Origin of the sequence: Synechococcus sp. H60.1, assembly GCF_047462335.1 — a bacterium.
In the GTDB taxonomy this organism is placed as follows: domain Bacteria; phylum Cyanobacteriota; class Cyanobacteriia; order Thermostichales; family Thermostichaceae; genus Thermostichus.
Genome location: NZ_JANSJA010000087.1, coordinates 16991 through 37088, shown reverse-complemented (window position 1 = coordinate 37088; position 20098 = coordinate 16991). Strand labels below are relative to the sequence as shown.

The following is a 20098-nucleotide window of genomic DNA, read 5'->3' as shown; positions in this document are numbered from 1 at the left end:
TCCTCATTGGTTTCAGCCGGGCCTACTTGGGGTTGAATTGGCCCAGCGATCTGCTGGCGGGATATAGCCTGGGGGCTTTGTGGTTAATTTTTTGCATCACCCTTCTGCGGATTCAGTGGATGCGCCAGACGGATAGCCGCGGCCAAGCAAGGTAGTGCATAGGTGCAGAATCCTGAGGTTGCGATACACTAACCAGATACGGCCCTTTGTCCGTTAGTTGCAGCACCCGGATCCCTAGCCAAAAGCTTTTGGGATGGGTCGGTGGATCCCGGAAAAGGGCTGTTATCTCTTGTATCTCAGCACCCTAAATATCCTATGACTGCTACTTTTGCTCACACACCCTTGGCGCAAACCCTTCTGACCCGTCCTTCCTGGGTTCGGGATTTAATGCTGGTGTTGGGGGGAAGTTTGTTGGTAGCGGCACTGGCGCAGGTGCGGATCCCTTTGCCCTTTACCCCAGTACCCATCACCGGACAAACCTTCGGCGTGATGCTGGTGGGGGCAGGCTTTGGGGCAAGGCTGGGCTTTCTTGCCTTGCTGCTGTACCTGCTGGAGGGGCTTTTGGGGTTGCCCTTCTTCAACGGCGGCGGCTCTGGGCTCAGCCACTTAACCGGAGCGACAGGGGGCTACTTGCTGGCCTTTCCCCTGGCTGCAGGGCTGATGGGCTGGTTTGTGGAGCGCTGGGGGGTGGATCGCAGCCCTTGGAAGATGGCAGCGGCCATGCTCTCCTGCTCGGTTTTGATCTACGTCTTGGGAGCCACCTGGCTGGGGGTATGGCTGAACGAGAATGTCGGGCCCACTTCCGTCTTGGCCGTGCTCACCAAAGGCGTGTTCCCCTTTATCCCCGGCGATCTGCTGAAGTGTGTGCTGGCAGCAGCCCTGCTGCCCACCACTTGGCGCTGGCTGGGGCGGGAGAAGCCGACAGCGGATCCCAAGTCGCCCTCAAGCTAGGGCTTGCCCAACAGCAGCCTGATGGTGTAGGGCCAGCCTCCCGAAAATCTAAAAAAAAAATGATATCTACCGCAGTTTGGCCTTTTTTCTGAGATCCTAGGGACTGTGATCAAAACGGTGTTCAAAGCAACAGATTCAATGGAGCGCTTCTCTATATCGCTCTAGGGTTTTATAAGTCGCTGACTGGTCGCGACAAGCCCCTTTATGGGGCTTTTTTTATCGGCTTCACAAAAAAGGTGAGATGAGGCCGACCCTGACTTGCTATAGTCAATTTAGCTTGATCGGCGGGAAACCCCGCACTGTATTGGTAAATTGTGTTGACTCAAGAGCCAATTCAGTTTCGGGATGAAAGCCGTTTGTGCTTCAATTGAGGAGAACAAGTTAAATCGCTGGAAAGTTTCCCTGACTGGTTCCCGCCATGGGTCGCACGGTGGCAGCATGCTGAGACCTCTGTACAAACAAGTCTATGAAGCGTGAAGCCTGTACTCTATCGGTGCGCGCAGCGGGGCCTAAGCCATGTTGTGTTGACTCAACGAATAGGCGGGTGGGGTTTTTAGTAGCCCTGAAGCTCGCTCACAAGAACTCCGTCCCGCCAACGCAAGTGGCAGCGTTAAAATCTGCATCCCCTTCCCAACCACAGGCCGGGTTCACACAACGAAAACGCTTCCCTTCCCGCTGGCCAAGCCACAGGCAGCGGTGACAGGTCTGCAAGTGTAGGCAGGCGGAACCGCCACAACCTTGACCTCTGCTCTTGCTGCCTTGTAGTGCAAAAACTGCCTTAGCTGGTGGAACGCCCAACTGTTCAACCGCTAAAGTTGCGAGAGCAGCTTTCCTTCCCGCACTAGAGTGCGGGGCCTCCAGCTTTACCTTCTGTGAGGTCTTCCATTCAAGCCATAGGCTAGGGGTCGGCAGAACAAAGTCTGGAGCCTGCCCCAACTCCACGTTGCCACCTTGCCGTCACACCCTAACCCTCTCTTCCCAAGGAGGAAAGCCGGGATTGCCTACAGAGATAGGCCCAGCTTCAGGCCCAGCACAGCATGGGCGAAGAGCACGCAGAGGATGAGGCTGCCCAAGTAAGCATGGGTGGTGCGCAGGGCCTCGCGGTTGCCCCCAAAGCCACTTAGGGACAGGGCACCATTGGCTGCCAACAGCAGCAACACCAGGGATCCCGTCCAAAAATGGGGGCTGCTCAGCAGGGGCTGGCCCTGCATGACTAAGGAGAGAAGGCCGCCAGTGTAGCCCAGGGCAATGAAGGTGGCCATCCAGGGGGCCAATTTGCGGTGATCCAAGAGCGGCTTTTGGGCCGATTCCGGCAGGGATCCCTCGGCTGCCAGGCGCAAGACCCGCCCCCGCCAACCGGTCAGGCCGACGAAGCTGCCCATGACCACCACCACAATGCCCATCATCAGAGGATGTCCCCATTGCACAATGGGCTGGGGCAGGTTGAAGCCGGCAAAAAACTGGGCCACCGGCTGCAAGGCAGCCGTCAACCCATCCGAAGCTGCCGACAGATTGGGCAGAGCCACACACAGCATAGGGATCCCTCCACCTTTGGAACAACTACAACTTTTTAACCAGTCTCCTTAACAAATCTACAACAAACCCACCTTCGATGACAGATGCCGGTGGAAAGCTTCAGGGGATGCAGCCGCAACGGTAAAATATCTAGCGGTGAAGCTGTGGTCGGCCACAGCTCCTCGGCTACCGCCTGCTAACGAGCAAAACGGAGTTATTCACATGGCCAAGTTGTTGTTGGGGGATCAATCCTTTGAAGTCGAGCTGCTGATGGATGTGCCCACCAATTGGCCTGGAATTAAAGTCATGTCCAAGGGAGCTAAGCTGGATATCCCAGCAGGAACAGTGGTGAGGGTGGAGTCAGAAGATGACCATGTAACCGGCTCCTACAAGGTGGTTTATCGTTTGGCTCCCGCCTATCCCCGCAGTTGGCGGCTGCTTTTGGAGCGGGAGAGTGCGGCTCCTGCACCTCAGGCGGAAGCGGCCCCAGCCGCTCAGGTTGCCCCCTCGGCGGCCTCGTCCCTACCCAACAGCGACAAGATTTTCACCCTCAAAGTGTCCGGTTTGGTGGGAGGGGGCGTGCGCAAGAGCGTTGTCGAGTACAAAGTGCCCTTCAGCCGGCTCTCCCAAGAAGTGAAGCGCATTACCCAAAGGGGGGGCAAGATCGTCAGCATTACAGAGTCCAATCTGTTGAGCAACCTCGACTGACTTGCCTGGAAAGCTTCTGGGCGGTGGCTCTGCCGCTACTCCTGTGGGCTGGGGTACTACCTGGGCGAGGAAAGGGATCCCTGGCTGTTTTTGAGGAAACCACTGGCAAGGGCTTCCCCATCCCCAACCAGGAGATGGGGTGGTAGGCTGACGTTGGTTTTGCCGGTGAGGAGAAGGACATGACGTCTCGACAGCCGCTGCCGCGCCGGGGCGGCCATCCAGTCCCTAGGACAAAAAGGGGATCCCCCTTCCCGGGCCGAAGTCTTTCTGGGCAGCGACCGCCAACCCAGTTGCGCTTCCGGCTGCTCCGCTTCTTGGCTTTGTTGGTTACAGTGCTGGGGTTTGGGACGGGAGCCCTGGTGGCCTGGGCAACTGCTCATCCCGACTGGGCCAGCCGCCTGCCGGCGCTCTTGCCGCCTCTGGCCGAGATCCCTGCCCCCCGCGCCCAGGCCAAGGCCGCCCAACAGCGCCCGCCCCTCCCCCAAGAGCCGCAACTGCAGCGGGATCCTTTTGCGTTGGCTCCCTTGGCCAGTCTCTCCTACGTGCCGGCCATCATGTACCACGACGTGGTGGCTGGCCGCAAACAAGTCTGGTTTGACACCACGGTAGCCGAGCTGCGGCAGCACTTTGAGGCCATCAAGCAGGCGGGGCTGACTCCCATCCGCATCGACCAGCTCTACAAACACCTACGGGACGGGGATCCCTTGCCGGAAAAGGCCATTTTGCTGACTTTTGACGACGCCTACCTTGGGCTTTACGAAAACGCCTACCCCCTCTTGAAGGAGTACAACTACCCCGCCACCTACTTTGTTCAGACCGGCTTTGTCGGCGTGCCTACGGACAAAGATCACTTCACTTGGGATCAGATGCGGGAGATGGATGCCAGCGGGCTGATTGACTTTGCCGCCCACACCGTCAACCATCCTCCCGACCTGCGGCTGCTGGACGACACCCGCCTGCGGCGAGAGGTGGTTGACTGCAAGAGCAAGCTGGAGCAGGAGTTGGGCCACCCCATCCACTACTTTGCCTATCCGGAAGGCAACCGGGACGAGCGGGTGAAGCAATACCTGGCGGAGGCGGGTTACCGGATGGCCTTCACGATGGATCCCGGCTTTACGGGACAGTCGCCCAACTTGCTGGAGGTGCGCCGCTTTAACCAGTTTCGCCTCACCGAGGCCATTGTTGGCGCCCGCACCTCTACCCTTGGCCGCAGCCCCGACTACTGGCTGGATGGGACACGGCCCCTGGCTCTAACCGATGAGGTCATCGACGGGGTGAGGATCCTCACCATCCGCGGCGGACGGGCGGCTACGGTGCACGCGGAGCGGCGCTACGAGGTAAGAACCCTGGTCCAGCGCTACCAAGCCGATGCCGGCATTAACGGCAGCTTCTTCTCCATTCCTTGGATTAACTCGGCCAGCAACGTCATGGTGGGGCCAGTGATGGCCGCCAACCACAAGACCTTTATTCCCGGTCGCCCCGAAGATGACAGGGTCATCCGGGGCCGGCCTTTGGTACTCCTAGGCAGGGATCGGCTGCGCTTTGTGCCCTTTGATCCCGACACCATGACCCAGCTCGACAACCTTCGCCAGCTCATGCCGGATGTCACGGACTTGTTTGTGGCGGGCTTGTGGCTGGTCAAGGATGGCCAGGCCCTTTCGCCAGCGGAGATTGACTCGTTTCGCCTCTCCAGCGCCGCCGAGTTCCGCCCCCGCGCCTTTTTTGGCGTAGACAAGCAGGATCAGGTGGTAATCGGGGTTACCAAAACCCACGTCAACGCCGCCATCCTGGCCAGCCTGCTGCCCAAAACCGGGATCCGTGAGGCGGTGCTGCTGGACTCTGGCTTCAGCACCTCACTGGTCTACCAAGGGGAGATCCTCGCCACCGGCCATGCCGGCCCCAACCAGCCCAGCCGCCCTGTCCCCCACGCCATTTTGCTCTACGACCTAACCCGTCTGTGGAGGGAGGATCCCCAGCAGCAGGCAAGCGCCAACTCTCCCGGCAACCGGCTGGAGGGGCTGGTGCAGTTGCTCCCCAGCGGCGACCAGGAAATGGCCAAGGCGCAGCTGGAGAGCATCCTGGCCGGCCAGCGCCTTCTAAGGCGGGGGGAGCGGGGCCCGGCCGTGGTGGCGGTGCAACTGGGCTTAAGCCGTCTGGCCGCTCAGCAGGGACGGCTGGATCTGCTCCCCTCTGGCCCTGATGGCGTATACGGCCAAGAACTGGCCCAGGCTGTGGCAGAGTTGCTGCTGGACGATACTCCCCTGGTGGCGGGAACGGCAACCCCATCCAGCGGGGGGGATGCCATCGATGCTCAACTGCTGCAACGGCTGCTGGAGCGGGTTAATCTCGCCCCAGCCTCTGTGTTGGTGGATACCCGTCTAGAGCGGCCAACTTGGCCTCTGGAGCGCAAGCCAACCCGGAAGCTGCTGCCGAGAGCGGCTCTGGAGTAGATTTAGGGGACTTCGACTTTTCTGGATCCAACTCCTTGGGGATCCAACCTTCCCTGCCAACCTAGGCCCTCGCGGAGAAAGACAGGCCTACCGGCAACAAACACGCCCATAACCCGGAAGGGCTTCTCCCGCAAGATCACCAGGTCGGCCCTCAGCCCTGGGCAAAGAGCCCCCCGATCCTGGAGGCCAACGGCCTGGGCGGGGTTGCGGCTGACCAAGGCTATGGCCTGGGGTAACTCCAAAGCCTGCTTTTCCGCCAGGGCAAAGGCAGCTCTTAGCGCGGCAGCCGGCGAGTAGTCGGTGGCCAGAGCGCCCAGGGATCCCGCCTTCAGGGCTTGCAGGGCGGAGAGATTGCCCACATGGGAGGATCCCCTGAGGGCGTTGGGGGCACCCATGACCACCAGCAAGCCCAACTGTTGGGCTTCGCCAGCGGCCTCCAGCGTGACCGGGAACTCGCTAATCTTTACGCCCAGCTTGGCCATCAACTGAACCTTGTCAGAGGAATCGTCGTCATGGGAAGCCAGCGTGACTCCCCGCTCTTTTGCCTGCTGGGCCAGCTCGGCAAGGGCAGGGAGAACTTCTAGCTGGGATGGGTTCCTGAGGCTGGCGGCAACCTCCTCAGGCTGCTGGCCCAGGTGACGGGCCATATAGCGAACGTAGTCTTCTAGGGTCGGGAACTGGCCTTGGCCAGGCGTGTGATCCATAAACGAAAGGAGATCCACCCAACCTTGGCTGAGGGCGTGGCGAACGGCTGCTGCTCCCAAGGGGCGAGAGACTTCGTAGCGGGCATGGATCCGCAAGTCCAGCGACAAATGGGAACGCAGGGCAACCAATTGCTCGGCCAGGGCCAAAGCGGTCTCCGGGCTGCGCCAACCGGGCAGGCCCTCCCAAAAGGACAGGGTGACAAAAGCAGTGGTCATGCCTGCTGCCAGAGCTCGGTTTTCCCAAACCTCCAGGGCCATCTCGGCAGCCAACTGTACCCCTGGCCGCGGCTCCAGCTCCGGCTCTAGGCTGTCGGCGTGGAGATCGATGACGCCAGGGACGAGGGTTAAGCCCTGTAAAGGGATTCCTTCGTCCACCTGCCCTTCTCGAATCTCGGCAATCGACTCCCCCTCCAGCCGCAGGGATCCCAGCGGGAGCACTTGGTCAGGGAGAACCAGCTTAAGTCCGGACAGCCACATCTTGCTTCTCCTCCAGGTGGTAGGTTTTGTCCACCAAGCCCGCCACGTCTTCTGGCAAGTGGAAAACGCCAACAAGCGCAGTTCCCTGCTGCTTCAGAAGGCGAAGGCGCTCCCGCAGAGCTTTCCTGGCCCCTGCATCCAAGCTGGCCGTGGGCTCATCCAACAGCAGCAAGGGATAGGGATGAATGAGCGAGCGAGCCAGGTTGAGCTTTTGTTTTTCGCCCCCAGAGAAACCCGTGGGGAAAGCCTCCAGTAACTCGGGCTTTAGGCCCAGCTCTAGGAGCAGCTCTGCCGCCCGCTGCCGTGCTCGGCTTTCTTCTACACCTCGCCACAGCAGCGGCTCCGCCACCAGCTCCAGGGCGGTGGTGCGGGGTCGGGGATCCAGAAACTGGCTGACATAGCCGATGTACTCCCGCCGGATCCACAAGATCTCGCGATCCCCCAAACGCGCCAGATCCACCCTTCCGCGAGGAGTCTGCAGAAGGATCTGCCCCCCTGTGGGACAGTAGCTGCGATAGAGCGTCCGCAACAGGGAAGACTTGCCGGCGCCATTGGGGCCCTCTAGGAGCAGCAACTCCCCTGCTTGTAGGGAGAAGCTCACCTGTCTGAAAGCCAGAACCTCCCGTCCCAGCCGGTGCAGGAAAAACCGCTTTTCCAAATCGATAACTTGCAGCATCTCTCTACAGCCTTGCGGCAACCAAATCCTGAGTAAAGGGGTGGCGGGGATCCTCCAGCACCTGGTCGGCGAGGCCTTCCTCTACCACCTCTCCTTGGTGCAAAACCACAATGCGATCCGCCAATGCCCGTACCACCGAGAGATCGTGGCTAACCAAAATCAGACTCATCCCCAACTGCCGCTTGAGGCGGCGTAGGGTGTCCAAGAAGGTTGCCTGCACCAGCAAATCTAAGCCAGTCGTTGGCTCGTCCAAGAGGATGGCCGTTGGCTCTTGAGCCAAGGCTTTGGCAATCTGCACCCGCTGCCGCTCCCCTCCCGAAAGGAAAGTAGGCGGATCCCCAGCCCGCTCCAGGGGGAAGTCTGCCCTCTCCAAAGCTGCCTGCGCTTCCTTTTGCAAAACTTCAAATCGCCGTTCCCCCTTGAGCACAAGGGGCTCAGCAACATTGGTTAGGGCGGCAAAGCCCATGCGCAGGGCCTGGGCAGCTTCTTGATAAACCATGGCCAAGTGGCGCCGCGCCGCAGGTCGCTCATAGGGAGAAAGCGACAGCAGATTACACCCCTCCCAGCCGGGGAGGTTGAGCCAGTATTCCCCTTGCGCCGTCTCCTGGAGATAGAGAATTCTCAAAAGGGTGCTCTTGCCGCTGCCAGAAGCCCCCACCACCCCCAGCACCTCCTGCGGATAGAGCTTGAGGCTGACGTTCTTGAGGGCCCAGCGATCCCCGTAGGCTTTCCAAACCTTGACCAGTTCCAGCAAAGGCCTTTCTTCAACCATGCTGCTTCTCCCCAAATAAAGGCCCACTTTCTTTGCCAGCTAGGAGTTTTTCCATATAGCCCTGGTCGGAGATCTCGTAGGCCAAGCTGCCATCCTCCTGGGGAATGGCGTTGAGAAAGACGTGGCGGCAACCGGTGCGGCGGCAGGATCCCACAATGGGTTCCGGCTGGAAGGGTCGATCCACAAAGGCCAGAGGTTCTACCTGCGTGTAAGGGGGGACAGCATAGATCCGCTTCTCCCGACCGGCGCCAAAGAGCGTGATGTGGGCTGCCTGGTGCAGCTTGGGCAGATCCCAGCGCGGCAGGGGACTGGGATCCATCACATAGCGGCCGTGCACCAGAACGGGATAGGCTGCTCCCTTGCGGCTGTGGCCGTAGTGCAAGTGTTCTTCAAACAGGTCCACCCAAAGCAGGCTGTAGTCCCCCAGGGCATGCAGCTCCCGCGCCTTGGCATCGGAAGGCTCCACGTAGCGCAGGGGCTCAGGGATCGGGACTTGCAGGATCAAGATTTGTCCTTCTTGCAGCCGCTCCTCCGGGATGCGGTGACGGCTTTGGATGAGGGTTGCTTCCAAAGCATCAGTGGTGGTTCGAGCTCTGCTGACGTGGGCAATGAAGCGGCGCAAGTTGGCAGCATTAACCGAGTCATCCGCTCCTTGGTCGATGACCTTCACCACATCTTCCGGCCCCACGAGGCTGAGAGTAAGCTGCAGGCCGCCCGTGCCCCAGCCGCGGGCCAGGGGCATCTCTCGGCTGGCAAAGGGAACTTGATATGCCGGTATGGCCAAAGCCTTGAGAACCTTGCGCCGAATTTCTCGCTTGGCTTCAGAGTCCAAGTAGGCGTAGCTATGCTTAGGGTTCAAGAGCAGCCTCCTGATGGCTCATCCAATTGCTGAAGAACGTTACATAGTGAGGCAGTTTGTAGTGCAGGGCAAAGCCCGAAGCCTCCACGGGATCCGTGTGTACCAGAACAAACTCCTCGCTGCGGGCCGGATGGGTGGGGCGATCCATCTCCAAATCCAACATTGCGCCCGCGATAACCCGCCCCTCGTTCCAGCCCAAGCTGGCAGCAAAGCCTAAGCGGTATCCCTTCTCCCCATGCCCGACGACTTCTGCAAAGGCCAAGCGGATCCGCCCCAGGCGAAAGCTGCCTCCCCGCACCGGGTGGATAGCCCGCACCTCGAGATAGCCCACCCCCAACTCCGCCACTGTTGGGTGGGTGTGGACGTTGTAGGCCCGCATGGCGCTGTAGGCGAGGGCCAGGAGTCCCCCGGTGTCCCCTCGCGCCAAAGCTTGCAGGCGATGGGCTCTTGGCGCCGGAAACAGCAGCGGCTGCCGCGTTAGATCCGGGATCTCTTCCTCTAAGTCTTTCTCTGCCACTGGATCTTCTTCCAGCAGGCCTTGCTCTTTTAGCCAGGTTCGCACCGAAGGGTAGCGCTGGGGAGCAGCCGTGGTCTCTGGCTCCACCCCTTGGGTTCCGGAAAAACCCAGCAGACGCAGGCTGTAGTCGAGGGTGGGGCCGAGGACTTGGCCGCCGGGAATGCTCTTGAAGGCTGAAGAAAGCCGTCGCACCAGGAGCAAATCTTCTTTTTTCTGAAGCTGCGCTTTGCCCAGGCGAGGAAGGGTAGTTCGATGAGCTCGCAAAAGCAGCAGCGCTTCGTAGAGATCGCCCCCTGTCTGGGCCAAGGCCTCAGCAGCCAGCTCTGGAGCCCAGAGGCCAGCTTCCGCCATCACCTGATCCAAAAGATAGGGCAAGTAGCTGGCCAGGCCCTTACTCGACTGACCTGCCCCCCTCGGCAACAATTCGCGAAAAAGGGCTTCGGCATTGAGAATGGCCTCCTGACTGCCCCGCGCCACCACGTAGCCCATCAACCCACCTCCACACTTCGCGGTATGCCTACTACATGCTGCCCGTCGGTAAGCAAGATGTCCACTCCCAAAGGGTAGGCCGAGATCTGGGAGCGCAGCCGCCAAAAAGCAGGGGGCAAATCCACAGCCAAGCGCACCTCCCCAGCAATGCCGGGGCCCTTGAAGACAAGAGGGGATCCCTGGCCCCAGCCAGTTCCCAGGATGAGAGTTGCCCCGCTCTCCGGCTCCAGGTAGGTGCCCCTCTTAAGAACCGAGAGGGTTTCCCAGCCGGCAGGCAAATCCGCCAGCCGCTCGGCAAAGACAAAGTCCGCCGCCTCCAAGGCCACGGGCCGAGGAGCCTGACCGCGCAGATCTAAGAGCAGCCAGTCTGGCGCCCAAACCCCCACATTTCCATCCACCAGGGTAGTCCCAATGAGGCGGAAGGCTTGGCGCAGCGAGTGAGCTGGCAAGCGCCAAAGCCGGCCAGGGTAGCTCAGCGCCATCACCAAGGTTCGGAAGACCTGTTGGCTTTGCCGTTCGGCTGCAGGTATGGGCACGCTCATAGCGTCTCCACCTCCAAGCGCGTGGTGGCCACCTTGCGCCAGAGGCGCTCATCCTTCTCCTGGAGATGTTCCTGAGCTTCCAGGGCCAAGGCCTGGATCCGATCTTCAGCAATCCCCGCCTGCAACGCGGCATCCAGGTAAGCCAGGGAGCGGGCCAGGCGCGGCCGTTCCCCCAGCACCATTCCATAGCCTTCCACTCCCTTTCGGGGGAAGCGCAGCCAAACCTCGTAAACCAAGACTTCTCCCAGATAAAACGGCGTACCGCTGCGCGAGTCCTGGAAGGGGAGCAACAGCAGGCCTGCCCCTTCCTTCAGCTTCTGGCTAGCTCCCAGAGCGGGCCGTACCTCCCGCGCCAGAGCCACAACTGTCTTTTCGGGAGCCTCCTGCAGCAGCTCCAGGATTTCAAGAGCCTGCACCCTCACCTCCTATACCAGGGATTGGCGAATTCGCGCCGAGACCTTGTCGATTGTAAACACGGTTAGCAGGATGAGCAAAATGATGGTAGCGGCGTCCTGAAAGCGGAAGGCCCGCACCGTCTGCATCAGATCGAAGCCGATACCACCAGCTCCCACCAAGCCCAAGACTGTTGCCGAGCGCACATTGACCTCAAACAGGTAGAGCGTCACCGAGTAGAAAGCTGGGGCCACCTGCGGCCAAAAGCCATAGACAAGAACCAGCAGAGGATGGGAGCCCGTAGCCCTCACGGCCTCCACCTGCCCCATATCCACCGTCTCAATGGCCTCGGAGAGCAACTTGCCTGCCACTCCAGCCGTGTGCAGCGTCAACGCCATGATCCCTGGGAGAGGCCCCAAGCCAATGGCAGCCACAAAAACCAGGGCCAAAACCAGCTCGTTCAGCCCCCTAAGGATATCCATCAGCCCGCGGACAGCCAGATAGACCACAGGAGAGCGGATGACATTCTTGGATCCCAGGAAGGCCAAGGGAAGCACAAGGAAGGTGGCCAGAAAAGTGCCCCAGAAAGCCATGATCAGGGTCTGGAGCAAAGAGTAAAGAAAAGCTGGCAGAAAGTGCAGGCTGGGCGGAAAGAAGCGAGCGACAAAGGCAGCACTCCTCCCCAACCCAGCCAGCAGCCTGACTGGTGAGATCTCAGCCGGCCCTGCCGTCAGCAGGAGAGCCAGAAGGATCATCCCGACTAGCAGAACACCGAGGCGATCTCTCCGTTTGAGCTCCGCTGGTAAGGGGGGCAGTTTCTTAGAGTTGGCACTCAGGTTGCTTAAGAGCATTGTTAACCTTGCGGAAGGGATCGTAATCCTTGTCGCTGGCCGGCTCAAAACCCTTGAGACCGCGAGCTTCTAGCCATTGCTTGCCTTCCGGTGTGTTCTCGTACTCTAGGTAGGCCGTGCGGATGGCTTCTTTGAGGTCTTCCGGCAGGTCTTTGCGGTAGGCCCAGGGAGAGGAAGGGATCGGATCGGACTTCCAGATCACCTCAAAATCTTCCAAACCCTTAATTTGGCCCTTCTTGGTGGCAATGCTGATCCCGGTATCCCAAGTCACCCCCACGGGAATGGTTCCCTGAGAGACTCCCAGGATAACCGACTCATGGTTGCCGGCAAAGGCAACTTGCCTAAAGTACTCCTTGGGCTTGATCTTGGCCTCTAGACAGAAGTAAGCCATGGGCACCTTGAAACCAGAAGTGCTCTCCGGGTCAACGAAAGCAAAATCTTTGCCCTTGGCAGCTTCTAGAGTTGTAATGCCACTGCCCTTCTTGGAAATCATCAGAGAGTGGTAAACAGTGCCCGAGCGAACAGAATCTTCCTTCACAAAGGCTTCGATGGGGGCATTGGCTTTTTCAATCGCATCGACGTAAGAGGCGGGCCCATAAAAAGCAACGTGGGTCTTCCCTTCCGCCTGGGAGAGCATCACAGCCGTGTAGTCACCAGCCACGAACAAACGCACCGGGATCCCCAATCTCTCTTTGAGGTAGTTCAGGAAAGGCGCATAGCGAGCTTCGTAATCAGCAGCACTCTCCACCGGCACTTCAGCAATGACCAGCTCCTCGGGCCAGTTCTGCTTCTGCGCCAACACCGGCACCCAACTGGCAAAGCCCAATAGGAAAGCCGCTAGAGCAAAAACCTTTCTTCTCCGCATGAGTATTCTCCTCTGCAGCTGACTTGAAATTGAAATTGATTGAAGTTGAGTTTGAGCTTACCTGTCCTCAAGCCGTCAAGGCTGAGGGCAACCCTCCGAGGGTTTGAGAGGCTCCCTCCTCCCCGAAGTAGAGATCCTTCTCCTTTTCAGAGGTGAGAGCCGAGACTGGCCCATCAAAGAAAACCTGCCCATCCTTAAAGGCAACAACTCGGTTGGCGTAATGGCGCACCATCTCCAGGTGATGCAGGGTCACTAGGAGCGGGATGCCCTGTCGACGAACCATTCCCAGCAGTAAATCCATGATCACCTGCGCATTTTTGGGATCCAAAGCCGAGATGGGTTCATCTGCCAGGATCAGCGCCGGCTCTTGGATCAAGGCGCGAGCAATGCCCACCCGCTGCTGCTGTCCCCCCGAAAGAGCATCGGCCCTCTGCCAGGCGTGCTCGAGAAGCCCCACCTCCTCCAGTAGCCTTTCTGCTTGGGCCAGATCTTGCTCCGAGAACTGCCGCAGCAAGCCCTGGGTAAGATTCAGGTGGGGCAGGCGCCCAATCAGGACGTTCTCCAAGACAGTCAGGCGGCCAATGAGCTGAAAAGTCTGGTAGATCATGCCCGTACGCTTGCGCACCTGCTGCAGCCCCTCTCCTCCGCCTTCGTGGAGGGGGAAAGAGCCAACCCAGACTTTTCCAAAACTGGGCCTAACCATTCCCTTCAGGAGCTTAAGGAGGGTGGACTTCCCAGCGCCAGAGGGGCCAATCAGGGCCACCACCTGGGCTCCATCGCCAAACAAGTCGAGGCAAACCCCTCTTAGGGCAACTTTGTTTTTAAAGGTGACCCAGAGGTTTTCTACCCGGATGCGCATTGCTCCCCCTCGGCGCGTGAAAGCTTGGTATCAAACTTAGCAGCTTGACTTTAAGTCACAACTAAAACCAGGTTAAGCCCAGGTTAAAATCCCCCTAGCGGCAACAAAAAACCGGGCTGGGCAGGAGGAGGTACCCTGGGGAGAGCTGGCTTTGCTATCTTGCTTTTTATGCTCTCTTTGGATTCCTACCCTCTATGATTGCTGCCTCGGACTCCATTCCTTCAGCGGATCCGCCCCGCGCTCTTCTGCCGGAGGGGATCACTCATCTGGACAGCCTCCGCTACAACGAACAGGGTTTGATCCCGGCCATTGTGCAGGACTACCTGGACGGGACGGTGCTGATGATGGCCTGGATGAACCGGGAATCGCTGCAGAAAACGCTGGAGACAGGCCGCACCTGGTTCTGGAGCCGCTCCCGCCAGGCGTTCTGGCCCAAGGGGGAAACTTCTGGCCACGTGCAGTGGGTCAAACAAATCCGCTACGACTGCGACAGCGACGCGCTGGTCATTTTGGTGGAGCAGGTGGGAGATGCGGCCTGCCACACAGGAGCGCGGAGCTGCTTCTTCCGCACCCTCCCAGAGAAGGAAGGGGATCCCATCCCGGCCGCCGATACCCTGTCGCAGGTGTTTGCCGTGATCAAGGCCCGCCAGGCGGATCCCCGTCCCGATTCCTACACCAGCAGCCTGCTGGCCAAGGGAGACAACGCCATCCTGAAAAAACTCGGCGAGGAGACGGCTGAAGTGGTGATGGCGGCAAAAGAGGGGGACAAGACTGCCCTGGCCGACGAGGTGGCGGATCTCTGGTACCACTGCCTCGTGGCTCTTGCTCACTATCAGGTGGATATTCGGGATGTCTATCGCCAACTCCAAGCCCGTCGTTCCCCTCAGTGAAGGGGCTTTGTCCGAAGAGGGGGAGCCGCCTTTGGAGGAGATGGATCACCCCCCACCGCTAGATCAACCGATAGCCAAGATCCACTTGGATTTGCAGGCTGGGCGACGGGGCCAAGTGGATCTGGAGACCGACCGGGAGACTTTGGCCCGTTACCTGCGCGGCCATAGCCAGTGGATCCAGCGCTGCTTCCGGCCATTGCAGGTGGAGCCCCTCTCTGCCGACACCTACAAGCTGCAATTTTTCCGCATGGGTGGGCTGGGGTTTGAGCTGGAGCCCTGCTTTGGGGTGAAGATCTGGCCGGAGGAAGATTACCTGTTTCGGCTGACTTCGACTGAGCTGCCGGGGGAGGCCGCCCTGCCCTATCGGGTAGATTGCCAGGCCAGTTTCCGGCTGGAGGAGCTACCGGGATCCCCTGCCACTACCCGCGTCCACTGGGATCTTCATCTGGATATCCGGCTGCATTTGCCCAAGTTTTTGCAAGTCCTGCCGCGCAAGTTGGTTCAGAGAGTGGGCAGCCAGGTGGTGCAGCAGGTTACCCGCAGCCTTAGCGATCGCTTTACCCACAATGTCTGCAGCGATTTCTATTGCTCCATTGGCCGTCCCCATCACTCCTATCGCTTGGTTGCGGTGGAAGATGGGGCGTGATACCCTATGGGTCAACGTGAGTGAGTTGTCGGTCAGCTTGCTCCGGCAACCGGTGATGGGGTTCACCGTAACCGCCTCAGGCAGGTTCTAAGAATTCTCTAAATCCAAGGCTGAGGCTGATGACTCCTACTCTTCTGGGCAGATCCAGGGGGTGGGAGTCTTTGATCTTGGGTTACCACCCCACAGCCCCCAAGGCTCTACTTCCCTCTGGGCTGCCCTTCACCATCCGGACGGCAAAGAGAGAGGTTTTGTTGATGCTGGGCAGTTGGCTGTGGATCTTAGGGATGGGCTTTTTTGTCGGCCAGATTGGGGGCCGGCTGGGGATGCCGCCACTAGTGGGGATGATTCTGGTCGGGATCCTGTTGCAAGAGGTCTTGTCCCCAGAGCTGTTGGCGGCAGCCGGGGATCTGCGCCTAGTGGCCGTCACGATCATCCTCATGAGGGCGGGCCTGGGGCTGGATTGGGAAAAGCTGGCCCAGCAGGGATCCGTGGCCCTGCGGCTGGGGTTTTTGCCGGCAGCCTGTGAGGCGGTGGCAGTGGCGCTCTTGAGCCGCTGGATCCTGGGGCTGGATTGGGGGACGGGACTGCTTTTGGGCTGTGTGATTGGGGCGGAGTCGCCGGCGGTGATCGTGCCGGGGATGTTGCGCCTCAAGAGCCTGGGCTGGGGGGTGACCAAAGGGATCCCGGACGCCATTTTGACCGGCAGCGCCCTTTCCGATGTGCTGCTGTTGCTGGGCTTTAGCCTGTTGCTGAGCTTTTTGGGGCAGGGATCTGCCCAGAGCCTTCGCCTGCAGTGGCTGCCGTTCCAGGTGGGGATGGAGATCCTGCTGGGGGTGGCGGTGGGCTACCTGGGGGCGCGGGTTTTGGTGGCCCTCTTGGTGCAGCAGAACTGGACTCGCAACAGCACGCAAGAGGTGCTGCTGGCGGCCTGCCTGGCGCTGGGCTTGGTGCTGGCGCCGCAGGTGTGGCCCTATTTTTCCGGCTACCTGGCGGTGATGGCCCTAGGGTTTTTCCTCGTCCAACTGGATGGGCCGCTGGCGCGGCGGCTGCGGCTTGGGTTCGACGCCCTCTGGACGGTGGCGGAGATCGTGCTGTTTGTCCTGCTGGGAGCCTCTTTGGATCTGCAGGTACTGGGATCCCTGCTCTTGCGCGGTTTGCTGCTTTTGACCCTGAGCCTGCTGTTGGGCCGGGGCCTGGGCTGGTGGCTTTCCACCCTGGGGAGCAACTGGAACTGGCGGGAGCGGCTCTTCTTGCTGCCGGGCAACATGGCCAAAGCCACGGTGCAGGCGGCCATCGGCGGCATCCCCTTAGCCCGGGGGATCCCTGGCGGGGAGACAATCCTCGCCCTAGCGGCCCTGTCGATTTTGACCACAGCACCCCTAGGGGCCTGGCTAACCCAAGTTTTTGCCCCTCGCCTATTGGAAAAGGGAGAAGTGGATCCCACCAAGGTGGGCAGCCAGGGCAAGGTGAGCTTCTTGGCCGCCGTGGATACCTCTCCCTTGGCGGAGGCGGTGCTGCGCAAGGCAGCGGATCTGGCGCGGCGGGTGGATGGGGAAGTGATTGTGCTCCATGTTACCGATGAGCCCCAGGGGAAGGGGGTGGAAGCGTTGCGGCAGCTTGCCCAGCGTCTTTTGGCGGATATTCGCCACGAATTTTGCCTGGCTTCCGGCCCCCTGGCGGAGACCATCGTGGACATAGCCCAGGAGCGGCAGGTTACCGACATAGTCATAGGCAAGCGGGGCCACCGCCCCTGGGAGCAGGTGCTAGTGGGATCCACTTCCCAAGCGGTGTTGGAGACCAGCTCTATTCCTGTAATCCTCGTAGAGTCTCCTAGAGAAACCCCTGGGCAGGCAGCGGAGGCTTAAAGATCAATGCTGGGCCCTAGAGCTGTTGCTAGGCTAGGCCTCCAAACCGGCCTCAGCAAAGATTATTTGGCTCTACGGGGTATCCATCGGTTTTCGGCGACAGTAAAGCACCTTTTTTCTTTCTTAGTAGGGCAGCACTGGGCATCTTTGGGACCATGAACAAGCATATCTAAGCAGACCTCAGCACTTCCTCTAGAGCTACGAGCGATGGAAATGTTGTTAACGACAACTCTATCGCCAAGAAATACAGGCTCTAGGAGTGTGGGGTTTTTGCTGCCACCTAACAGGCCGGATAAGCTTATCCAGGCAGCACTGCCTCCTGTACTGCTTGCTACAACCGCCACCACATCCTGAAGCCCATCGTTGTTAAGATCGGTAGGTTCCAGCCTTTCAAGGCTTGCTGTTAGAAACCCTTCTTCAAAAATGCTAGAGCCTCTTTGATACTTGCCATCTTGAAAACGAACCCGCTCAATATCTGGAAGGGGCGAGGTAGCTATGAGATACTCAGCGTTTAAGAACGCTTGCTCGGCACTTGTTTTAACCGTCGATGCTATCGAAACTAAACAGGCACTTAACAAAAAGCAAGCCAGCTTAAAAAGAATTCTTTTAGCGGCCATTGCTTTGCTCCCTTAGCCAAAAGGACGGAGGGTGTCTAATTCTATTCGATGCAAAGGAAGGAGAACAAGATTGGCTTAGCCTTAGATTGGCCGCAGTTGCTCCTGGTTAGATAAGACCCTCCTGAAGCCTTCTTTGCTCTCACCTCTTGTCTCCGCTAGGCATGGACGTAACGAGCTAAGGAGCCGGCCATGACTCTTTTCTCTCCTGCTTGGCGCTTCATCGTTTTGCTGGGGATCGTCAGCCTCTGCGCCGACGCCACCTACGAGGGGGCCCGCAGCATCTCCGGAGCTTTTTTGGGATCCCTGGGGGCCAGCGGCACGGTGGTGGGCCTGGTGGCCGGCGGGGGGGAGCTGCTGGCCTATGGGCTGCGCCTGGGCGTGGGCTACTGGAGCGACCGTCTCAGTAGGGATCCCGTGCACCGCAGTCGAGGGCAGTGGCAGCTCACCACCCTGGGCTATGTCCTCAACACGGCGGTGATCCCCGCTCTGGCCTGGGTGAGCAGTTGGCCTGGGGCTGCTTTGCTTTTGCTGGCCGAGCGCCTGGGCAAAGGGATCCGCACCCCGCCACGGGACCTGTTGCTCTCCCATGCGGCGCTGCAGGTGGGCCAGGGCATTGGGTTTGGCCTGCACGAGACCTTGGACCAAATTGGGGCGGTGGGAGGGCCGCTGCTGGTGGCAGGAATGGTTGCCGCCGGCTACGGGTTCCAAGGCGCATTCTTGGCCTTGGGGATCCCGGCGGCCCTGGGGCTAGGGGTGCTGGGGCTGGCCCAATGGCTGTATCCCACCCCGCGCGACTTTGAGCCGGAGCCGGAAACCGCTCCAGCAAAAGGCTTTTCCAGGGTCTTTTGGCTCTATCTCACAGCAGCGGCCTGTGTGGCCATGGGGTTTGCTGACTTTTCCCTCATTGCCCTGCACCTGCAGCAGCAAGGTGGCGAGGCGGCAGGGATCCCCTTGCTCTACGCCCTGGCCATGGGGGTGGATGCCCTAGCCGCCCTGGGCTGGGGCTGGCTATTTGACCGCCTGGGGCTGGGGAGCCTGTTGGGGGCGGTGGTCCTGTCTGCCGGTTTTGCGCCGCTGGCCTTTTCCGGCAGCTACGGGCTGACGGTGGTGGGCATGCTGCTCTGGGGGATTGGCCTGGGCGCCCAGGAATCGGTCATGAAGGCAGCAGTAGCTGGAATGGTGGCCGCCCAGGCGAGGGGCTTTGCCTTTGGGCTGTTTACCAGCATCTACGGCCTGGCCTGGTTTTTGGGCAGCGCCCTGATGGGGGTGCTCTACGATCTCTTTCTCCCCGCTTTGGTCATCTTCTCGGTAGCCGCTCAAGCCGTGGGGGCAGCTATCCTCTGGGTCTTAATCCTAAGGGGACAGGCTGGGGCCGGGCGATGAAAAAGCCCTGCACCAGATCTACGCCGCGATCGCGCACCCACTGCAGCTCTTCTGCCGTTTCGATCCCTTCCGCCAGGGTAGTGATCCCCAGCTTTTGAGCTAGCTCCAGCAGCTTCTCGGCAATCACCGCCTTATAGGGATCCCGATCCACCCCCCGAATGAGCTCCCTATCCAGCTTGATGAGATCCGGCTGCAACTGGTGCAACAGGTTCAGGGATCCGTAGCCGGCGCCCAGGTCATCCAGCGCCACCCGAAAGCCCGCCTGCCGATAGAAGCGCAAAATCCGCTGCAAGTGGTCCAAATCGGGGCTGCGGTCGGATTCGTTGACCTCAAACACCACCCGCTGGGGCGGGATCCCGGCGCGACTAATGGCCCAGACGGTGGAGCGCAGACAAAAGGCCGGGTCGTAGATAGCCGTAGGGCTGAAGTTGATGAAGAGATCCCCTTGTAAGCGGTGCTGGGTGGCCGCGGCAATGGCCGTGCGGCGGGCGGCCAAGTCCAAGTGGTAGAGCAGCCCGGCCTCGCGGGCCATGGCAAAGAGCAAGCCCGGCCCAATCACCTTGCCCTCTTTGTCCAACCCCCGCACCAGCGCCTCGTGGCCAACCACACAAGTGGGATCCCGCCCCCCGACAATGGGCTGAAAGTAGGTGGTGAGACGGTTTTCCTTCAACACTTCCAGCAAAAGCTCAGCTTGGGTGCGGTGGAACAACTGCAGCAGTGACTCCACCCGGGCGCAATCTTGCCAGCAGGGATCCCTATCTCCGGCCAAAAACAGGGCGCGGCTGGCCCGCATCTCTTCTTGCGAGAGAATCTCAGCCATTGTCTCCAAGGTCTTCTTAAGGGCTCCCTGGGCAATGGCAACAACTAGGCCAAGGTCTTGCAAAAGTTGAACGGGAACCTCTGTCTTGGCCTCCAGGGCCCGCCAGAACTTCTGGTGGGTATGAGGAGTGGGCAGCCAGAGAAATAGGCGCCCTGCCTCTTGCAGAAAGGCGGGCAGAGCTGGGCAGTCGGGGCAAGACATAGATCTGCAGGGAGTAGCTAGAGGCAGTCCCCCCGACAGTATGCCTTA

21 protein-coding genes, 1 pseudogene and 1 riboswitch are annotated in these 20098 nt (G+C 60.0%); of the genes and pseudogenes, 7 read left to right on the top strand and 15 right to left on the bottom strand.

The window, feature by feature from the left end:
* The first annotated feature begins 315 nt into the window (after positions 1-315).
* Complete coding sequence (locus NW852_RS04890) at positions 316-951, top strand: biotin transporter BioY (protein WP_414364199.1); 636 nt, start codon at positions 316-318, stop codon at positions 949-951.
* Between the two features lie 573 nt (positions 952-1524).
* Here the strand turns inward: NW852_RS04890 and NW852_RS04885 are convergent.
* Positions 1525-1760: pseudogene (locus tag NW852_RS04885) on the bottom strand (zinc ribbon domain-containing protein); the annotation flags it as partial.
* A 192-nt stretch (positions 1761-1952) separates the two neighbouring features.
* A complete protein-coding gene (locus tag NW852_RS04880) occupies positions 1953-2486 on the bottom strand; it encodes a DUF4079 domain-containing protein (protein ID WP_414364201.1) in 534 nt (177 codons plus the stop codon).
* Between the two features lie 202 nt (positions 2487-2688).
* On the opposite strand from NW852_RS04880, the gene NW852_RS04875 reads away from it, so the two are divergent.
* The gene (locus tag NW852_RS04875; protein WP_414370746.1) at positions 2689-3174 is read left to right on the top strand and encodes a phycobilisome linker polypeptide; all 486 of its coding nucleotides are present in this window, start codon (positions 2689-2691) and stop codon (positions 3172-3174) included.
* 56 nt (positions 3175-3230) lie between these two features.
* On the opposite strand, the gene NW852_RS04870 is transcribed toward NW852_RS04875, so the two are convergent.
* A complete protein-coding gene (locus NW852_RS04870; protein ID WP_414398594.1) occupies positions 3231-3554 on the bottom strand; it encodes a hypothetical protein in 324 nt (107 codons plus the stop codon).
* On the opposite strand from NW852_RS04870, the gene NW852_RS04865 reads away from it, so the two are divergent.
* Positions 3534-5624, top strand: coding sequence for a polysaccharide deacetylase family protein (locus NW852_RS04865; RefSeq protein ID WP_414426502.1), 2091 nt, complete (start codon positions 3534-3536; stop codon positions 5622-5624). The two genes, NW852_RS04870 and NW852_RS04865, sit on opposite strands and share 21 nt — an antisense overlap.
* Positions 5625-5626: 2 nt before the next feature.
* On the opposite strand, the gene NW852_RS04860 is transcribed toward NW852_RS04865, so the two are convergent.
* From NW852_RS04860 to NW852_RS04815, 10 genes are all read right to left on the bottom strand, one after another.
* A complete protein-coding gene (locus NW852_RS04860) occupies positions 5627-6805 on the bottom strand; it encodes an alpha-D-ribose 1-methylphosphonate 5-triphosphate diphosphatase (RefSeq protein WP_414364207.1) in 1179 nt (392 codons plus the stop codon).
* Positions 6786-7481, bottom strand: coding sequence for an ATP-binding cassette domain-containing protein (locus NW852_RS04855; RefSeq protein ID WP_414364208.1), 696 nt, complete (start codon positions 7479-7481; stop codon positions 6786-6788). The genes NW852_RS04860 and NW852_RS04855 overlap by 20 nt, the downstream gene beginning before the upstream one ends.
* Before the next feature lie 4 nt (positions 7482-7485).
* A complete protein-coding gene (locus tag NW852_RS04850) occupies positions 7486-8253 on the bottom strand; it encodes an ATP-binding cassette domain-containing protein (RefSeq protein WP_414359329.1) in 768 nt (255 codons plus the stop codon).
* Positions 8246-9112 carry an alpha-D-ribose 1-methylphosphonate 5-phosphate C-P-lyase PhnJ gene (locus NW852_RS04845; protein ID WP_414370751.1) on the bottom strand — a complete coding sequence of 289 codons (867 nt, stop codon included), beginning with the start codon at positions 9110-9112 and terminating at the stop codon, positions 8246-8248. The genes NW852_RS04850 and NW852_RS04845 overlap by 8 nt, the downstream gene beginning before the upstream one ends.
* Entirely contained in the window at positions 9102-10118 is a 1017-nt protein-coding gene (locus NW852_RS04840; RefSeq protein ID WP_414334502.1) for a carbon-phosphorus lyase complex subunit PhnI, read from the bottom strand. The genes NW852_RS04845 and NW852_RS04840 overlap by 11 nt, the downstream gene beginning before the upstream one ends.
* Positions 10118-10660, bottom strand: a complete 543-nt coding sequence (phnH, locus tag NW852_RS04835; protein ID WP_414370753.1) for a phosphonate C-P lyase system protein PhnH — start codon at positions 10658-10660, stop codon at positions 10118-10120. The genes NW852_RS04840 and phnH overlap by 1 nt, the downstream gene beginning before the upstream one ends.
* Positions 10657-11076, bottom strand: a complete 420-nt coding sequence (gene phnG / locus NW852_RS04830) for a phosphonate C-P lyase system protein PhnG (protein ID WP_414370755.1) — start codon at positions 11074-11076, stop codon at positions 10657-10659. The genes phnH and phnG overlap by 4 nt, the downstream gene beginning before the upstream one ends.
* A 9-nt stretch (positions 11077-11085) precedes the next feature.
* On the bottom strand, positions 11086-11904 hold the full coding sequence (gene phnE / locus NW852_RS04825; protein ID WP_414370757.1) for a phosphonate ABC transporter, permease protein PhnE: 819 nt from the start codon (positions 11902-11904) through the stop codon (positions 11086-11088).
* Positions 11873-12769 (bottom strand): phosphonate ABC transporter substrate-binding protein, encoded by an 897-nt coding sequence (gene phnD, locus NW852_RS04820; RefSeq protein WP_414370758.1) that lies wholly within the window; start codon positions 12767-12769, stop codon positions 11873-11875. Before phnD ends, phnE begins: the two co-directional genes overlap by 32 nt.
* A 67-nt stretch (positions 12770-12836) precedes the next feature.
* On the bottom strand, positions 12837-13628 hold the full coding sequence (locus NW852_RS04815; protein ID WP_414370760.1) for a phosphonate ABC transporter ATP-binding protein: 792 nt from the start codon (positions 13626-13628) through the stop codon (positions 12837-12839).
* 194 nt (positions 13629-13822) lie between these two features.
* On the opposite strand from NW852_RS04815, the gene hisIE reads away from it, so the two are divergent.
* The 3 genes from hisIE to NW852_RS04800 all read left to right on the top strand — a co-directional run bounded on the left by hisIE (position 13823) and on the right by NW852_RS04800 (position 17029).
* Positions 13823-14518, top strand: coding sequence for a bifunctional phosphoribosyl-AMP cyclohydrolase/phosphoribosyl-ATP diphosphatase HisIE (hisIE, locus tag NW852_RS04810; RefSeq protein ID WP_414370762.1), 696 nt, complete (start codon positions 13823-13825; stop codon positions 14516-14518).
* Positions 14478-15164 (top strand): DUF1997 domain-containing protein, encoded by a 687-nt coding sequence (locus NW852_RS04805; RefSeq protein WP_414370763.1) that lies wholly within the window; start codon positions 14478-14480, stop codon positions 15162-15164. The genes hisIE and NW852_RS04805 overlap by 41 nt, the downstream gene beginning before the upstream one ends.
* A 42-nt stretch (positions 15165-15206) precedes the next feature.
* A riboswitch (Fluoride riboswitch) is annotated at positions 15207-15300 on the top strand.
* A 118-nt stretch (positions 15301-15418) separates the two neighbouring features.
* On the top strand, positions 15419-17029 hold the full coding sequence (locus tag NW852_RS04800) for a cation:proton antiporter (protein ID WP_414426501.1): 1611 nt from the start codon (positions 15419-15421) through the stop codon (positions 17027-17029).
* A gap of 62 nt (positions 17030-17091) precedes the next feature.
* Here the strand turns inward: NW852_RS04800 and NW852_RS04795 are convergent, their stop codons facing one another.
* Positions 17092-17646, bottom strand: coding sequence for a hypothetical protein (locus NW852_RS04795; RefSeq protein ID WP_414359310.1), 555 nt, complete (start codon positions 17644-17646; stop codon positions 17092-17094).
* 189 nt (positions 17647-17835) lie between these two features.
* Between NW852_RS04795 and NW852_RS04790 the strand changes: the two genes are divergently transcribed.
* Positions 17836-19029, top strand: coding sequence for an MFS transporter (locus NW852_RS04790; RefSeq protein ID WP_414426500.1), 1194 nt, complete (start codon positions 17836-17838; stop codon positions 19027-19029).
* On the opposite strand, the gene NW852_RS04785 is transcribed toward NW852_RS04790, so the two are convergent.
* Positions 18980-20050 carry an EAL domain-containing protein gene (locus tag NW852_RS04785; protein ID WP_414370769.1) on the bottom strand — a complete coding sequence of 357 codons (1071 nt, stop codon included), beginning with the start codon at positions 20048-20050 and terminating at the stop codon, positions 18980-18982. The genes NW852_RS04790 and NW852_RS04785 overlap by 50 nt on opposite strands.
* Positions 20051-20098 lie beyond the last annotated feature (48 nt).

What these genes read in the sequence shown, in the direction of transcription:
- NW852_RS04850 (WP_414359329.1), bottom strand. Translation starts at nt 8,253, where the DNA reads ATGGTTGAAGAAAGGCCTTTGCTGGAACTGGTCAAGGTTTGGAAAGCC.
- NW852_RS04790 (WP_414426500.1), top strand. Translation starts at nt 17,836, where the DNA reads ATGACTCTTTTCTCTCCTGCTTGGCGCTTCATCGTTTTGCTGGGGATC.
- NW852_RS04815 (WP_414370760.1), bottom strand. Translation starts at nt 13,628, where the DNA reads ATGCGCATCCGGGTAGAAAACCTCTGGGTCACCTTTAAAAACAAAGTT.
- NW852_RS04870 (WP_414398594.1), bottom strand. Translation starts at nt 3,554, where the DNA reads ATGAGCAGTTGCCCAGGCCACCAGGGCTCCCGTCCCAAACCCCAGCAC.
- NW852_RS04855 (WP_414364208.1), bottom strand. Translation starts at nt 7,481, where the DNA reads ATGCTGCAAGTTATCGATTTGGAAAAGCGGTTTTTCCTGCACCGGCTG.
- NW852_RS04875 (WP_414370746.1), top strand. Translation starts at nt 2,689, where the DNA reads ATGGCCAAGTTGTTGTTGGGGGATCAATCCTTTGAAGTCGAGCTGCTG.
- NW852_RS04805 (WP_414370763.1), top strand. Translation starts at nt 14,478, where the DNA reads ATGTCTATCGCCAACTCCAAGCCCGTCGTTCCCCTCAGTGAAGGGGCT.
- NW852_RS04880 (WP_414364201.1), bottom strand. Translation starts at nt 2,486, where the DNA reads ATGCTGTGTGTGGCTCTGCCCAATCTGTCGGCAGCTTCGGATGGGTTG.
- NW852_RS04795 (WP_414359310.1), bottom strand. Translation starts at nt 17,646, where the DNA reads ATGGCCGCTAAAAGAATTCTTTTTAAGCTGGCTTGCTTTTTGTTAAGT.
- NW852_RS04840 (WP_414334502.1), bottom strand. Translation starts at nt 10,118, where the DNA reads ATGGGCTACGTGGTGGCGCGGGGCAGTCAGGAGGCCATTCTCAATGCC.
- phnE (WP_414370757.1), bottom strand. Translation starts at nt 11,904, where the DNA reads ATGCTCTTAAGCAACCTGAGTGCCAACTCTAAGAAACTGCCCCCCTTA.
- NW852_RS04890 (WP_414364199.1), top strand. Translation starts at nt 316, where the DNA reads ATGACTGCTACTTTTGCTCACACACCCTTGGCGCAAACCCTTCTGACC.
- phnD (WP_414370758.1), bottom strand. Translation starts at nt 12,769, where the DNA reads ATGCGGAGAAGAAAGGTTTTTGCTCTAGCGGCTTTCCTATTGGGCTTT.
- NW852_RS04860 (WP_414364207.1), bottom strand. Translation starts at nt 6,805, where the DNA reads ATGTGGCTGTCCGGACTTAAGCTGGTTCTCCCTGACCAAGTGCTCCCG.
- hisIE (WP_414370762.1), top strand. Translation starts at nt 13,823, where the DNA reads ATGATTGCTGCCTCGGACTCCATTCCTTCAGCGGATCCGCCCCGCGCT.
- phnH (WP_414370753.1), bottom strand. Translation starts at nt 10,660, where the DNA reads ATGAGCGTGCCCATACCTGCAGCCGAACGGCAAAGCCAACAGGTCTTC.
- NW852_RS04800 (WP_414426501.1), top strand. Translation starts at nt 15,419, where the DNA reads ATGCTGGGCAGTTGGCTGTGGATCTTAGGGATGGGCTTTTTTGTCGGC.
- NW852_RS04785 (WP_414370769.1), bottom strand. Translation starts at nt 20,050, where the DNA reads ATGTCTTGCCCCGACTGCCCAGCTCTGCCCGCCTTTCTGCAAGAGGCA.